This is a genomic window from Shewanella oneidensis MR-1 (assembly GCF_000146165.2).
Taxonomy (GTDB): domain Bacteria; phylum Pseudomonadota; class Gammaproteobacteria; order Enterobacterales; family Shewanellaceae; genus Shewanella; species Shewanella oneidensis.
In genome coordinates, this window is sequence record NC_004347.2 from 664,558 (window position 1) to 678,492 (window position 13,935).

The window sequence follows — 13,935 nt, forward strand, 5'->3', positions numbered from 1 at the left end:
GAGCAGGGATTTTTGCTTTTAGCTTATACCGCTATAGCGCGGCTGATTAGCGTAAATCTACCTGAAGGGCCACACCTGCACTTTGGCCTTCACTTTGGAGCGTAATGTAATACCAGCCAGCACTGGGATTATTGACCTTGATTTGTTCCTTAGTGCTGCCAGCGTTTGTTGAGGCGGCTTCATATTGCTGGGCATTGGCCCAGCTGCGACCCGAGTAAAGGCTGACATCTCCAGTTCCGTGGGCCGAGCGTACTTCTAGTTGGCTTGTCCCTTCTGGAATCCAAAGATAATAGTCATTACGGCCATTGGCGCTGCAGACGGCATCACCCGGCGTGAGTTGGGTATAGCTCACGGGTGATTTAGTCGCACAGGCATTGGCAATTTGATTAGGAACGCTACTGCCACCACCACCGGCTTTAAGGTTGAAGGTCACGCCACTAAATTCACTCGCGGTATCAACCGTGATATATCGCCAGCCACGGTTTGCCGTAAAACTAAAGGACTCTTTGTTGCCTTGATTTACACTGCTGGCTTGGGCATTGCTCGCACTTGCCCAAGTATTGGCATTAAAGTAAATATTGGCATCGCCTGTTCCCCCGGTTGTGCTGACACTAAATTGGCTGTTGTCAGCATCGACCCAGAAATAAAAGCTATTACGACCACCGCTGATACATTCATCTTTTCCGAGGGTTAGCTTGCCGTAATTGATGGTTGCGGCACCACAGTTGCTGGGCACTTCACCGCCAGTATCGCCATCACCTAAGTCGGGATCGGTATCGGCAACTAACTCACTGGTACTGACCAGCATATCAACACCACCAAAATCCCCTTCTAGGGTGATATAGTGCCAAAGTTCATTGGGGTTTAGGCTCACTTTGATCACTTGGTAATTACCGTTGCCGATGCCATAGCCCTGATTTTTTTCAGCACTTGCCCATCCCCTTGAATCGTAATAAATATCGGCATCTCCCCAACCACCGCCAATTTTGATCCAAATATCTTGGGCCGAGCGGTCACTATTGGCAAAGCTAAAGCTGGCTCGGCCTTGTTTGGCATCAATACACTCCATGGGTACCTCAAGACTGAGACTGGCAGACTCACTGTAGCGGTATGCTTCGTTACTGACTTGGCAGGGCGAGTAATCTTTGCTGATGGTGCCCGCGGGGCCTGCCCAGTTGCCTTCGCGACCACTGGCATTAGCCTGTTCATCACTTGGGCCTTTATCGACAATACCATTGTTGGTAGTGCTTAAACCGCTGGTGAGCCAGCCGCGCCATTCGTTGTCATAGCGGGTGCCAATGGAATCCATAAATGCTTGATATTCAGCATATTGGTTATTACGCAGGAAGGTTAGGATCTGGCGAACATCATCGCGGTGGTTTTCAAACATGAACCGTACGGCGAGGTAACCCCAACGGTAAATGCGGTCTTGGCCAGAGTCATAGGTGTTTTTAAAGATGGTTGAGAGCATAAACTCACCGGTTTCACCCATGGCGATGGCAGCGGGGTTGGCATCTCGATATGAAATATATTCTGCTAATCCTTCAATCCACCAAATTGTGTTGGCGGATACGCTGCGGCTGAAGTCGCCAAACAAGTTATAGCGGCCATCGAGGTAATGCACGTATTCATGCTGTAAGTTCCACACATGAAAATCAGGTTGTCGCCACTCGGCCTCATAGGCAATAAAACGCGCTTGGTTTTTAAGTCCAGCGGGAGAGCCTTCTAAATACATGCCGCCATTGTTGGTATTGATCCCAAAAATGCTGTTGGCAAGGGATTGATATTCTGACGAGCTGCCAAAAATCACCAGCTCTAAATCATCATTGTTATCCTGTGCGACCGCCTGCATTCCCGTTTCGAGTATCGTGTGGAAATGGCTTTCTTGCTGACTTAATACTCCGCATGCCCATTTAGCTTGATCTTGGTAAAGATCTTGGGCGCGGATCTTGAGGCTGTCGGAGCATTTCCAATTGAACGGTAAGCTATCGGCGGCCAATTGTGCTTTGAAACCGCAGATCTGGTAAGCATTACAATTGCTGCGATCGTAGTAATCTGCCATCTCGGCAGCTGCAAACCACAGCACTCTACTGGAATCATTTTTGCTGGTGCTGTTTAAAATATTTTTGACCAATTGGGTGACTTTAGGGCGCATGGCATCAATGTAGTACAGTCTGGATAACTCTCTGACAGCATTGACTAAAACATATTCAGCATTGGTGCCGAGTAAGTCCCTGTGGTTAAGTTGGAACTGGTTGAGCGCATCCAAAATGGCATGATCTCGGGCAAACAGTGCCTGCATGTCAGTATTCCACTGGGCGCGGAATAAGGTGGTAAACACGGTATTGGCGGCCGCATTCATCGCAAAGCTGGCTTGCCATGTGCTGTTGTAGTCATTGAGCACTTTGAGGGTGACAAAGTTAAAATCAGCCCCCAGTTCGGCGGAATCAATCAGGATCAGTGCTTCTTTGAGAACGCTGGCATTGGCATCGGAGAGTGTCCAAATGGCGTTATTGGCAAAGAGAGCATTAAGCGCTGATTTTAAATTGTTTTTCACCGCGCTGCTGTAGGCGGGTACGTCGCTGGGGTGGTAAAACTGCACATAAAGCGCGGCGCGCACAAAGTAAATATGTGACTCAATACCTTGGTTATCCACGCCTGTGTATTGAGGCGCTTTGGCTGCAATTGCATTGGCAACTGTGGATACATTCGCTTCACTAAATACGCTGCTTGCGTCACTTCCCTTGAGATTAAATAGTTTACCGACACACTGTGGCGTGGATTGCGTTAGCTCATCTAACAGGGCTTGGCCCGATTTACCAACAAAGTTACTACAGTCGGCATTGGCGGCAAAGCGGCTGACTTTTGATCTCGGAGAGTTCTCGAGCAACGCTTGCTGTTGTGAAGAATGTGCATCGAGGTACTCAGAGTGTGTTGGCTCGTTAGGTGAGGCTATCAAACTGTCAGTGGGCAATAACGGCCGATGGCTGACATCAATATTGAGTGGCGCTGACGGTGAAGCTAACGGTGCTAGCGTACTAGGGATTGCTGTGTTTTTCGCTTTTACTGAATTGTTTGGGTCTTGTACTGAATGGTTATGGGCGAGCGAAGGTGTTGCAATGGCTAAGCTAATAGCCGCGAAAAGTAGAGTCTGTTTCATGGTGTATCCATAGTTATTGTTATCTGCAAAGCAGATCTTCCTTGGGCGTTATCCGATGTATTACAGCAATTAACCTCGGACCTCATTGGTCCAATTGAATTTAATGCTTATCTAATTCAGTTGGCGCCGAATTATCATGAAATAAATTGCATAAAATATCCAATGTAAATTGATAAAAATTTACAATTTTTTTACATTGTTTTTATGATTATGTTTTTATTGTATTTTTTATTAGGTTTTCGTGCGGTTAATAAAGATTGGTAATCTAGCAGGCAACTGTTTTAATGTGGTTTCGCTTGATATAGGTTGCAGGCTTCCCTTTGTTGACTCGTTAACGGTCAACAAGAGCATTTACGTGTTGTCCATGTTCATGCGTTTCAACCTGTGTGCTGTGCCGATATTCTTGTCGCGATAAGCAACAATCCCCAAGTTGTACAAGGAGTTAGCTATGTCAGATTTACCCAATGATTATGCCCATATACATATTGAACAGCCCGGTGCGCCAGAGGTGATGCAACTTTCCCGTTCTTCCTTACCGGTTGTTGGTGCTGGGCAAGTCCTTATCCGAGTGAGTGCGGCTGGGGTGAATGGGCCGGACCTTAAGCAAAGGGCGGGAGCCTATCCGCCACCGCCCGGAGCATCGTTAATTTTAGGGCTGGAAGTGGCTGGTGAGATCTGCGCTTTAGGTGAAGGGGTAACCCAATGGCAACTGGGGGATAAAGTCTGCGCTTTAGTCCCCGGAGGGGGTTATGGCGAATACACCTTGACCTATGCAGCTCATTGTTTGCCGATTCCAAAGGGATTTTCGATGGTGCAAGCTGCCGCATTACCTGAAACCTTTTTTACCGTTTGGGGTAACTTATTTATGCGCGCCGGACTAAAGGCAGGCGAAACCGTTTTGATACACGGTGGCTCTGGTGGCATTGGCAGCACGGCGATTGCCCTTGCTAATCGTCTCGGTGCTAAGGTGATTGCGACTACTGGGCAAGATGAAAAGCGTGACTATTGCCTAGGATTAGGTGCCGATCTCGTGGTGAACTACAACAGCCAAAACTTTGTTGAAGAAGTGATGAGCTTTACCCAAGGTAAGGGCGTGAATGTGGTATTTGATATTGCAGGTGGCGATTTTATTAACCTCAACTTGCAATCTCTCGCGTTGGATGGTCGTATGGTGTCGGTCTCGACCCAGCGTAGTCCTAAAGCTGAGGTTAATATTCTCCAGTTGATGGCGAAGCGAATTGTCTGGACAGGTTCAACTCTCAGGCCTCAAACTGTTGAAGCAAAAGCTGAAATCGCAAGGCAATTACGTGAACGTGTTTGGCCATTACTCGATAGCCAGCAAATTGTGCCGCATATTTTTGCAACGTACCCATTGATCGATGCACCTAAGGCCCATAGATTAATGCAGTCGGGCGAACATCGGGGGAAAGTCGTATTAACATTGTGAGCTAACTAAGTTACTGTAACCGACCTAGTGATGTGAGAAATCGAGATTAGCCGGGAATGGCTGAAATCATGTGAGCAATTCCCTTTGTTTATGCGGGTTTGACGGGTGTTTAACGAGGCTTTAAAAGATTGGCTAGCTAAATGAGAAATTGAGGTGGCGTGCATTCATAATTAGCCGCACGCCGCCTATATGAGAATTACTTCACGTCCTTACCTATCCACACAACCTTGCCAACTACACTCAGTAGGCCAAGTTCTGCAACAGGCACCCGCTGCTCTCTGTACTCTTTATTGTCGCTAATGATCGTGATGCTGCCATCGATATGGACTTGAACACGCTTAGCAAACAAATCATCCCCAATGCGCAGGACAAAAATACTGCCGTCAGAAAGATTTGCGTCAGTGATATCCACCAGGATCGAGTCGCCAGAATGGATCGTTGGTTCCATTGAGTCACCCTTCGCGAAAACCACCCGCAGGTTTTCAGGCTGTAACCCTCGGTAACGCAACCATTTCGATCTAAAGGCTAGTTTGCGTCTAACTCGTTCATTATCCCATTGTGCACCATGGCCTGTACTCACTTGAGTATGGTAGCCATCGATAAGTGCATATTCTTCTGAGAACTCTTCAGTCTTACAAATCACACTTTCATATGCCGCAGTTTCGCCTGGGAATTTAGGGCCTTCACCAGTACATAGCCATTCGAGATTGACATTATAACGGCGAGCAATACGAACCATCTTATCAAACGAGGGCATAGTCGACTGAGTAAACCACTTACGAACACCGCCTTCTGAGGTGTCGATAGCATTCGCAAATGCTCTGAGGCTTTCGTCGCCCATCAGTTCTTTAAGACGCTCTCCAAAGCTTTCTATTCCAGCCGACGGAAAAGAAAGTGCACTTTCTTTTTTAGTGTTCACTTTAAATTTAAATAAAGCGCTTTTCTATCAACGCCTTACCCTCTGTGGCCAATGGGCCGTTAAATAATTCAAAAGAAAGTTACTAAAAGACGTTGAAATGCGTCTTTTAGTATCGTATCGTTCTTATATCGCGCACTTGGCAAGTTGCGCAATGCGCGAGTAATCATGTTAACACGGAAAAATACCATGAAAATAGAGAATGCCAATCACATCCATGCAGCGCTAAGAGCGCAAGGGCTAACAAGCCGTGCATGGGCTGTCTCTAAAGGCTTCAATCCGAGAACCGTTCAGGACTGCATCAAGATGTTTGCACCCTGTAAACAGCGTAAACCAAAACGCGCTTTATCTCGCAAGATAATTGAAGAAATCAGCAAAACCATTGGCTGCGACTTGTTGAGGGAAGAACATGAATAAAGCATGGTTCAGCCCTCAAGAGCTTCTGCAATTACCTGGCATGCCTACAACCGTTCAGGGTATCAGGTTTAAAGCAAAGACAGAAAGCTGGGAGTCCAGAAAGAAAGAGGGTAGCAAAGGATTTGAATACCATCTTGGTAGCCTTCCACCTATCACTCAGGCGCATCTTCGTCAGCAAGCCGTAAAAAATACGACAAGCCGAGAAGTCGCAGCCGCACGCCAATTGATAGCAACGCCAGCAAGTCAGCTGGTTAAAAAAACGGAATTACAACAGCAATTTTTAACGCTGCCTAAAGCGAAACAACAAGTCGCGATGGAGCGCCAGCTGCTACTCAATGATATGGCAAATTTCATCGCTCCCTTTGTTGAGGCTGGTCGCCGCACTGAAGGCGTCATGGTATTTGCTAAACAGTGCAACCAATCAAAAGCCACTCTATATCGCTGGCAAAAAGCCTATGACGAAAAAGGATTAATGGGCCTGGTTGATACTCGGGGCGGTGCGCAAGTCAGCGTGATGGAAGATCAAAAAGACCTGCAACAATTCTTAATTGCTTTAGTCACGGGCAAGCCGCATTTGCTCGAAAAATACAAAGTCCAGCAGCAAGAAGCACAAAAGAAAGCCGCAGAACATGGCTGGATTGTCCCTTCAATTGGCTCAATCCGTCGTTGGATAAGTCGCTGGCATAGCGACAACATCGCCGCGTTTACCGCGCTAACCAATCCCGATGCGTACAATAACTCGCACCGCCCACTCTACGGCACCATGTACCCATGGCTCAGTGGCCCTAATCAAGTTTGGGAGTTCGACAGCACACCAACGGATGTCATGCTCAATGCTCACGGCAAACTGCGTCGCTATGCCGTTGTAGCCGCGATTGATGTTTATACCCGCCGCCCCATGGTCTTAGTCACCCCAACCTCTAACGCCGAAGGCATCTGCCTATTACTGCGTCGCTGCCTACTTAACTGGGGCATGCTGGAAGCCGATGGGGTTGCACGTACCGACAACGGTTCTGACTATGTCAGCCTAAGAGTAAGTGGCATTTTCGATATCTTAGGTATCGACCAATCCCGCACCCGCCCATTTAGTGGATGGGAAAAGCCCTATATCGAGCGTTTCTTCGGCACATTAAGCCGCGCCCTGTTTGAGTTGTTGCCTGCTTATATTGGCCATAACGTCAGTGATCGTCAGCAAATCGAATCTGCCAAAGCCTTTGCCCAACGGATTGGCGGCAAAAACAAGGCCGCCAATAAAGAAGAAGCTTTATCAGTGGCCATGACGCCAGAAGCACTGCAAAAGATGATCGATGACTGGATTCAATATGACTACATGCACCAGGTGCATGAAGGCTTTAAAGGCGCGTTAAAAGGTAAAACGCCCTTTACAGTCATGAGCGAAAGCGCCTATGTCGCTAACCGTATCGCCAATCCCCATGCCCTCGACTTATTACTTAACCATGTTGGTGATGCCACTGTGATTCGCGGTAGCGTGAGTGCAGGCAATATCCGCTATACGGCCCCCGAACTTCAAGAAAGTCTCTGGGACAGAAAACGGGTGCGCGTATTCCTCGATCCTTCCGATGTTGGCCGCGCGACTCTATATGCCCTCGATAACTGGCAGCAATGCGTCGATGCAGTGAATTTAGATCTGATTGGCCGCGATATCGATCCAGCAGCCTTTCGCAAAGCCCGCAATGAAGATAAGAAAGTACTCGCCAGCTTCCGCCGCGCAGCACGGGAGCTACAAGAAAAATTTGGCATCGATACCTTGGCAGCCGAAGGCTTGGCCAAAGCCGCAGCCGAACGTGGCAGCCTAACCAGTTTCACCCCTAAACCGACTACCACCGATAACCCTGCACTGGCTGCACTTGCACAAGCCAGCAGCGATAGCGATCAGCAACTCGCCAGCTTAAGCCACCAAGCTCAAGCCATTAGCGCGGCAGCCCAAAGGGTTAACCAAAATCACGCCACGGTCATGCGCACCGAACACGAAAAAGCCGAAGAGTTAACTCTAGCAACGCTTGAGCGTGAGCTAAGTGAGCGTGAAAAGTTATGGCTAAAAGAATACCGCCTCAAATACCGCATGTTTGCCGCAAGGCTCGACAGGCAATTAGAGGAGACGAAAAAAGCCGCCAAGTAGGATTGGCGGCTTTTGAAGGGACGAGGAGTCCTATTTAAAACTTTGTTTACCACCACGGAGTATAAATTATGAAACATAAAATTGTCGAAGTTAAAAATGTATTGGCTTGCCTAGAGTTGATGGAAAACCTGCAAGGGCGTTCATCTATTACCCCAGGTATTGGTTTAATACATGGCCCATCGGGATTTGGTAAAACTACCACTTTATGTTGGCTTATCAATCAACTAGGGGCGATGAATGCCATTTATGTGCGTTGTTACGCAACGGACACTCCATCCTCATTTCTCGCTCGCATCATGGAAGAGTTGGGGTCTGAGATGCTTTACCCGATGCGTAAAAGCGTTGATTTTATTGTAGACCGCATGAATGAGCGCCAACTGCCACTGTTTATCGATGAGGCCGACCATATTGTCGGCCAAAGCAAAATCATGGAAACCATCCGCGATCTCTATGACGCCACCGAACAGCCTGTAGTGTTGGTGGGTATGGAGGAAATCGCCCGCCGTATTAGCCACCGCAAGCAGCTTTTCAACCGTGTATCTGAATGGGTGGAGTTCCAACCCGCCGACTTATCCGACGTCCATAGTTTTGCCGCAGAGCTTTTAGATGACCGCATTACGGTGGCCGACGATCTACTGGAACATATCCGCAAGCGCAGTGGTGGTGAGGTACGCCGAATTCTCACTGCGTTAGAGAAGATTGAGCGCAGCGCCATCGCTAACGATATGGATATTGTCACCCTCGACAACTGGGGCGATCAGCCACTGTTTTTAGAGTTCAGGCGCTAACCAAACCCACTGCCGATTAGAGCAAACAAAGGGTTAGGTTATTTTTAGGGATGGACTATGGCAAATAACACAAAACGGGCTTGGAGTTGGGCACAGCGCCAAGCAAGCTTTACCAGGGAAGAGCTAGCAGCAGCCTTAGGGTTAACGCTAAAGCAGTGCTCAACAATCATCAAAACGCTTAATCGACGCGAATACATCACGTTCAGCGACTACCACATGGAAAGCACGCCTAGAAAGGGTGCGCTCTCAAAGCGTTACAAAGCGGTAGCCAATAAGCAGTACATCGAGCGTGGCATGAAAACCGATCAACAACTGATTTGGCAATCCATGCGTATTTTGCGTTCTTTCAACTATCCAGAGCTGGTCTCCACAACGGGTATCAATGTGGGCCAGATCCGTACTTATTGCTCGCTCCTTATGCGCTTTGGTTATGTGCGGCTTGTTGTTGCAGTGCCAAACCATTTGCCACCTAAGGAACGCATCGGCCAATACGCTACCTATCGCCTTATCAAAGATACAGGGCCAATCGCGCCTAAGCGCTTAGGTTGTCATGTGCTGTATGACGGCAATTTAAATCAGGAGATTCAAAATGATGTGGCGTGACGTTATGGCTGAGCAGGCGTTACTGCATGGCCAAAAAGCGGTGGCAGATAAGCTCAAAATCTCCCGTACCACAGTGAGTCAGGTCTTAAACGGCAAATACCCTGGCGATGTGGATCGTATCCAAAAGCTGGTGGAAGGGGCATACATGAACCGCACAGTGCATTGCCCTGTGCTCGGTGATATTCCCCTAAATGAGTGCCTAGCTCACCAGCGCAATACCCGCACCACGGGCAGTCCAATCCGCATTAAGTTGTACCGCGCTTGCCGATCTGGCTGCGCCAACAGCAGTTTGGGTGGGACCCAAGCCTTTACCGTTCAGCCTAGCCTCCAAGTTCGCCGAAACGAATATGACGCCGAAGGGGCGATTCGTCGCCTACAGCTGCAAGCGGGGGAGGATAAATCGGTATTGATTAACCTACTCAAAGACGAGCTGAAACACCTTGGAACCAAGTTTAATCGAGTGATGAAGGAACAAAACTGATGAGACACCATAACCCCAAATTCGATGTGATTAGCGCCCTAAGACTGCGCGGCATGACGGTGATTCACTCCGGCGTAAAAGTCGTGCAAATCGACAAGCCGAGTGCCGATTTTCGCCGCATGGCCGTGGATATTATCGAAAACATCAAAGGTATTCGTCGCCGCTGCCGAGCGGTGCAATTTAATGGTGTAACCGTTCGTTGGAATGAGGAGTAACAACATGACCAGTCAACAAACTAATCAGCAGATCCCCGCAGGCTATCGCAAAAACGCAGTAGGGGATCTCGTACATGAAGATCGCATTAAGCCCGTAGATAAACTGCGGGATGAGGTGGTTAAGGCCATAGTCGATAACGCCAAGCTGCTGCGCCAATCTATGACCGAATTTAAGCTAACCACCATGGCAAATATCAATGACTTTGTGGAGCTGTCCTCATCGGAGTATGGCACTAAGTTCGGCGGCGCTAAGGGCAATATTCTGCTCACCTCGTTCGACGGCCAATACCAAGTGCGCCGTGCCGTGGGTGAGCACCGCGTATTTGATGAGCGCATTCAAACCGCAAAAACATTAATTGATGACTGCATTAAAAGCTGGAGTGGTGGCGCGGATACCCGCCTGATGGCCATGGTTGAGCATGCCTTTCGGGTTAACCAGCAAGGCCGCATCGACGTTAACCAAGTGCTTAGCCTGCGCCAGTTGGATATTGATGATCCAAAGTGGAAACAGGCCATGGATGCGATAGCCGACGCGATTCAAATCACCGGAACTAGCCAGTATCTGCGCTTATACGAGCGTCAACCCAATGGCAAATACACTCAACTCCCACTGGATATCAGCACGCTTTAGAGACGCAAGGAGCACAACATGACCCAAGGTATTCAACATTTACTCAACGAGAACCAAGCAGCCTTAGACCGCGTGGCTTTTAAACTGCGGATTGCTGCGCTGTTAGAAGCCAATTACGAAACCCTACGCAGTGAACTCAGCGCCATGGCGGTCGACACGCCCCACCAATGTTTGCTGGTCGGTGCCGCATTGCTTAACGAACTGCGTGGATTTAGTCACGAATTTGCGGGCGAAAAGCGCCGCGTGATTAGCTTTTTTATCAAGCGATCACTTCGGAACACTCAAGCATAACCAAGCGAAACCCGCCCCATTCATGGGGCGCGGTCTGTCTAATGTAGTGATTAGGCACTGATGAGCAGCTAACCCAAGCACACCGATTTAAAGAGCGACCAAATGACCCCTTACGCAAAACGCTTACTGAAATATGCCATTGCCAACTGTCCAGCCCGGCCAGTGCGCAAAGGTAAAAGCAAAGCCGAATTGCTGGCAGATCGCGAGCAATGGGCGGTGAACTATTTGAATGGGGCATTAGGTCATGGTTGGCCACAACGTAAAAGCCAGCCTAAAGCCATTCGCGTGCTAGTGACTGAATCAGCAACGACAACCGATGAGGATGACGAATAATGCTAAAAACGAATCAAAAAGCCCCTGCGCCAGTAGCTCTACATAAGAAGCGCCTAATCACCTTAATTAATGTGGCTAAGGGATCATTGCGGCTTGACGAGGCTATCTACCGTGGCATGTTAAAACACGCTACGGGCAAGGAGTCTCTGCGGGCCATGAACCTACCCGAGCTTGAGCAAGCGCTAGAAGTGTTTAAACAAAAGGGCTTTAAACCCACGTTAAACAGCCATAAAAAGCGCCGTTTAAGCCCCGCAGCTGGCAGCAGTAAAGTGGCCTCTATCGATAAAATCCGCGCTATTTGGATCACCATGGGGCATCACTTAGTTATCCAGGATAACAGCGAGTCAGCCCTCGATGCCTATGTGCGCCGCATGACGTTACGCAGCCACATTACCAATAACCAAACCCAAGGCGTGGATGCCACCGCTTGGATGACAGAGCCACAAGCCTACAAGGTATTAGAAAGCCTTAAAAACTGGCATAAGCGGGTATTAATCGAGCGCATTATTGCCCGTGGTGAGCGGTTAAAAATGAATGAAAAAGGCACGCAGCCAGCCGCCTATGAGTCCATCGTTGCACAGTATGAGGGCCATGGTTATGAGTAAACTTAAGCATGATACGGTGAGCGTTCCTGATAGCCAGCTGGATTTACTGTCCACAAGTGCCGCAGAGCTAGAACAAGCCCTCGAAACCTTAGCCACGCTTAAACCCGATGAGCGCGAGGACTTTATTCGTCGCTGGCCCTCAACCCTGCAAAGTTTATGCGATGTGATGCGTCAGACCCTAAAGCAATATGAAATTGATAATGCCGATAATGTCAGTGAAGCCCTAGCCACCAGTCTAAGTGCCTACCTAGGCGGGCGCGATATCTACATCCCCAATGGTGAACGCCTTAAGGATGCACTGCGGGATATCCGCATTTGGCGCGAGTTTAAGGGCAATAACCTTGAGCAGTTAAGCCGCGATTATGGCCTTACCGAGCGCCGGATCAGCCAGATAGTGGCAGAACAAAGGGCAGCATTTGTAGCGAGGAAGCAGAGGAGATTGTTTTGAATAGTGACAGTAATAAGTAGTTGCAACAGTTAAGTAAACAGTTACATTATTTTACTATTAAATGATTGTACTTGGTAAGAAATATGGAACATGTAGAGCCTAATATTGATGGATTTAAATATTACTGTAGTCGTTTTAAAAACCATTTTTCGTTTGATGAAAGACTGACGCCTTGGAGTTGTCCGCACTGTAAAATTGGCAGATTGATTGCGAAAGAAGAGAATTTCTTTTGTCAAGAAACTTTGATTTTACATTCTGAACGTAAACCTAGTCTGCAGTACAGTGGTTTTTTCATTTGCAATTGTTGTGATAACAAAACTTTTAGTACAGGAACAGGAAAGAATAACTACTATTGCGGGGGAGATGATGAAACAGGTGATTTTACGGAGATGTATGTTAATGAATATACTCCACAATTTTTTTCGCCTTCGATAATGCTATTTAACCCGCCAGCTAGTACACCACAATCGGTCAGGGATTCACTGAAAAGAGCTTTCTCTATATGTTGGTGTGACATTCCAGCAAGTTGTAATGTACTCAGGGTTACAGTTGAAATACTACTGAAAGAAAGATGGCCTGAGGTTCCTATTGTTATAAACGGGCAAAATTTAAATAAAAAGCTGAATGAACTAAAGAAAATTGAAGCAAGTCAACCTAAATTGCTTGAAATACTGGACTATTTTTTAGCTATAAAATGGCTTGGCAATAACGGCAGTCATGATGCTGAATTAGAGGAACGAGATTTGGCCGTAGCTTTCAAAATCATGGATAAGGCGCTTATATTGCTATACTCTCGAGATGATAATAGTGTTTCCGAGTGGGTTCGTATGATTAATGCTGCTGAGGGGCGACCAATCAAATCTTAGATTAAAAGATTTTAAACTCATAAAAAGGACCTTGTATGAAAAAAATCTTACTGATTATTATCATTGCTGCCATAGCTTATGTGCTGATGCCTGTTACCGTTAATGGCACCTTGTATGTCGTAACAAACTCCGCGAATGTAGTCACTATGCCTATCACTTCGATCAAGGTTTATCCTCTTAAAGAATTTCGAGAAGCACTCTATCAAAAGCAAAATTTTGCCAACCAACAATGTATGGGCTTACCTGATAAATCAGAGGCTGAAGTGGCTTACCTGAGCGGTGGCCCAAACCGAGAAAACGCCAAGGCTAACTACGAGCTGATCGTATCGTGCGAAACCGCAACCCTGATTAAAGAGATCAATATGCCTTTGGTTGAAACCATCCAAACCAATAAGGATGGTGAGTTTAACTTAAGCCGTTCGCGTTTGGATGAGCTGGTGTTGGTGGCTGAGGGGAAGCGTAGAGTTGTTGGCGAAACAGAAGAATATCTATGGCTGCGTGTTATCCCTAAAGAGGGGGTATTGTCACAGAAGCTTGAGATTAACAATGGCAATTTAGTTAACGATATCAAGATTCAAGCTATTCAGCTGTAAT

At 47.5% G+C, this 13,935-nt stretch carries 16 protein-coding genes and 1 other RNA gene; 15 read left to right on the top strand and 2 right to left on the bottom strand.

Going from position 1 to position 13,935, the window contains the following annotated elements:
• Positions 1 to 46: 46 nt before the first annotated feature.
• A complete protein-coding gene (locus tag SO_RS03020) occupies positions 47 to 3,160 on the bottom strand; it encodes a M9 family metallopeptidase (protein ID WP_011070964.1) in 3,114 nt (1,037 codons plus the stop codon).
• Between the two features lie 448 nt (positions 3,161 to 3,608).
• On the opposite strand from SO_RS03020, the gene SO_RS03025 reads away from it, so the two are divergent.
• Positions 3,609 to 4,607 carry an NAD(P)H-quinone oxidoreductase gene (locus SO_RS03025; protein ID WP_011070965.1) on the top strand — a complete coding sequence of 333 codons (999 nt, stop codon included), beginning with the start codon at positions 3,609 to 3,611 and terminating at the stop codon, positions 4,605 to 4,607.
• A gap of 196 nt (positions 4,608 to 4,803) precedes the next feature.
• Here the strand turns inward: SO_RS03025 and SO_RS03030 are convergent, their stop codons facing one another.
• A complete protein-coding gene (locus tag SO_RS03030) occupies positions 4,804 to 5,526 on the bottom strand; it encodes a LexA family transcriptional regulator (RefSeq protein ID WP_011070966.1) in 723 nt (240 codons plus the stop codon).
• Positions 5,527 to 5,712: 186 nt separating this feature from the next.
• On the opposite strand from SO_RS03030, the gene SO_RS03035 reads away from it, so the two are divergent.
• From SO_RS03035 to SO_RS03100, 14 genes are all read left to right on the top strand, one after another.
• The gene (locus tag SO_RS03035; RefSeq protein ID WP_011070967.1) at positions 5,713 to 5,940 is read left to right on the top strand and encodes a helix-turn-helix domain-containing protein; all 228 of its coding nucleotides are present in this window, start codon (positions 5,713 to 5,715) and stop codon (positions 5,938 to 5,940) included.
• Complete coding sequence (locus tag SO_RS03040; RefSeq protein WP_011070968.1) at positions 5,933 to 8,080, top strand: DNA-binding protein; 2,148 nt, start codon at positions 5,933 to 5,935, stop codon at positions 8,078 to 8,080. The genes SO_RS03035 and SO_RS03040 overlap by 8 nt, the downstream gene beginning before the upstream one ends.
• 68 nt (positions 8,081 to 8,148) lie before the next feature.
• On the top strand, positions 8,149 to 8,868 hold the full coding sequence (locus tag SO_RS03045) for an AAA family ATPase (RefSeq protein ID WP_011070969.1): 720 nt from the start codon (positions 8,149 to 8,151) through the stop codon (positions 8,866 to 8,868).
• A 57-nt stretch (positions 8,869 to 8,925) separates the two neighbouring features.
• Positions 8,926 to 9,471: a phage protein gene (locus SO_RS03050; RefSeq protein WP_011070970.1), complete on the top strand. Its 546-nt coding sequence runs from the start codon at positions 8,926 to 8,928 to the stop codon at positions 9,469 to 9,471.
• Positions 9,458 to 9,952 carry a helix-turn-helix domain-containing protein gene (locus SO_RS03055; protein ID WP_011070971.1) on the top strand — a complete coding sequence of 165 codons (495 nt, stop codon included), beginning with the start codon at positions 9,458 to 9,460 and terminating at the stop codon, positions 9,950 to 9,952. The genes SO_RS03050 and SO_RS03055 overlap by 14 nt, the downstream gene beginning before the upstream one ends.
• A complete protein-coding gene (locus tag SO_RS03060) occupies positions 9,952 to 10,167 on the top strand; it encodes a hypothetical protein (RefSeq protein ID WP_011070972.1) in 216 nt (71 codons plus the stop codon). Before SO_RS03055 ends, SO_RS03060 begins: the two co-directional genes overlap by 1 nt.
• Positions 10,168 to 10,171: 4 nt before the next feature.
• Positions 10,172 to 10,798 carry a DUF3164 family protein gene (locus tag SO_RS03065; protein WP_011070973.1) on the top strand — a complete coding sequence of 209 codons (627 nt, stop codon included), beginning with the start codon at positions 10,172 to 10,174 and terminating at the stop codon, positions 10,796 to 10,798.
• Positions 10,799 to 10,816: 18 nt separating this feature from the next.
• A complete protein-coding gene (locus SO_RS03070; RefSeq protein ID WP_011070974.1) occupies positions 10,817 to 11,089 on the top strand; it encodes a hypothetical protein in 273 nt (90 codons plus the stop codon).
• Positions 11,090 to 11,091: 2 nt separating this feature from the next.
• Positions 11,092 to 11,163, top strand: an RNA gene (locus SO_RS03075) — hammerhead ribozyme type II.
• A 28-nt stretch (positions 11,164 to 11,191) separates the two neighbouring features.
• Positions 11,192 to 11,422: a hypothetical protein gene (locus tag SO_RS03080; protein WP_011070975.1), complete on the top strand. Its 231-nt coding sequence runs from the start codon at positions 11,192 to 11,194 to the stop codon at positions 11,420 to 11,422.
• Positions 11,422 to 12,027: a gp16 family protein gene (locus SO_RS03085; RefSeq protein WP_011070976.1), complete on the top strand. Its 606-nt coding sequence runs from the start codon at positions 11,422 to 11,424 to the stop codon at positions 12,025 to 12,027. The genes SO_RS03080 and SO_RS03085 overlap by 1 nt, the downstream gene beginning before the upstream one ends.
• Entirely contained in the window at positions 12,020 to 12,475 is a 456-nt protein-coding gene (locus SO_RS03090) for a Mor transcription activator family protein (RefSeq protein ID WP_011070977.1), read from the top strand. The genes SO_RS03085 and SO_RS03090 overlap by 8 nt, the downstream gene beginning before the upstream one ends.
• An 83-nt stretch (positions 12,476 to 12,558) precedes the next feature.
• Positions 12,559 to 13,341, top strand: a complete 783-nt coding sequence (locus SO_RS03095) for a DUF4145 domain-containing protein (RefSeq protein WP_011070978.1) — start codon at positions 12,559 to 12,561, stop codon at positions 13,339 to 13,341.
• Positions 13,342 to 13,376: 35 nt separating this feature from the next.
• A complete protein-coding gene (locus SO_RS03100) occupies positions 13,377 to 13,934 on the top strand; it encodes a hypothetical protein (RefSeq protein ID WP_011070979.1) in 558 nt (185 codons plus the stop codon).
• Position 13,935 lies beyond the last annotated feature (1 nt).

Excerpts from the sequence above, each read along its gene's own strand:
- SO_RS03070 (WP_011070974.1), top strand. The coding sequence starts at position 10,817 with ATGACCCAAGGTATTCAACATTTACTCAACGAGAACCAAGCAGCCTTA.
- SO_RS03020 (WP_011070964.1), bottom strand. The coding sequence starts at position 3,160 with ATGAAACAGACTCTACTTTTCGCGGCTATTAGCTTAGCCATTGCAACA.
- SO_RS03055 (WP_011070971.1), top strand. The coding sequence starts at position 9,458 with ATGATGTGGCGTGACGTTATGGCTGAGCAGGCGTTACTGCATGGCCAA.
- SO_RS03090 (WP_011070977.1), top strand. The coding sequence starts at position 12,020 with ATGAGTAAACTTAAGCATGATACGGTGAGCGTTCCTGATAGCCAGCTG.
- SO_RS03040 (WP_011070968.1), top strand. The coding sequence starts at position 5,933 with ATGAATAAAGCATGGTTCAGCCCTCAAGAGCTTCTGCAATTACCTGGC.
- SO_RS03025 (WP_011070965.1), top strand. The coding sequence starts at position 3,609 with ATGTCAGATTTACCCAATGATTATGCCCATATACATATTGAACAGCCC.
- SO_RS03085 (WP_011070976.1), top strand. The coding sequence starts at position 11,422 with ATGCTAAAAACGAATCAAAAAGCCCCTGCGCCAGTAGCTCTACATAAG.
- SO_RS03050 (WP_011070970.1), top strand. The coding sequence starts at position 8,926 with ATGGCAAATAACACAAAACGGGCTTGGAGTTGGGCACAGCGCCAAGCA.
- SO_RS03060 (WP_011070972.1), top strand. The coding sequence starts at position 9,952 with ATGAGACACCATAACCCCAAATTCGATGTGATTAGCGCCCTAAGACTG.
- SO_RS03045 (WP_011070969.1), top strand. The coding sequence starts at position 8,149 with ATGAAACATAAAATTGTCGAAGTTAAAAATGTATTGGCTTGCCTAGAG.
- SO_RS03035 (WP_011070967.1), top strand. The coding sequence starts at position 5,713 with ATGAAAATAGAGAATGCCAATCACATCCATGCAGCGCTAAGAGCGCAA.
- SO_RS03100 (WP_011070979.1), top strand. The coding sequence starts at position 13,377 with ATGAAAAAAATCTTACTGATTATTATCATTGCTGCCATAGCTTATGTG.
- SO_RS03095 (WP_011070978.1), top strand. The coding sequence starts at position 12,559 with ATGGAACATGTAGAGCCTAATATTGATGGATTTAAATATTACTGTAGT.
- SO_RS03080 (WP_011070975.1), top strand. The coding sequence starts at position 11,192 with ATGACCCCTTACGCAAAACGCTTACTGAAATATGCCATTGCCAACTGT.
- SO_RS03065 (WP_011070973.1), top strand. The coding sequence starts at position 10,172 with ATGACCAGTCAACAAACTAATCAGCAGATCCCCGCAGGCTATCGCAAA.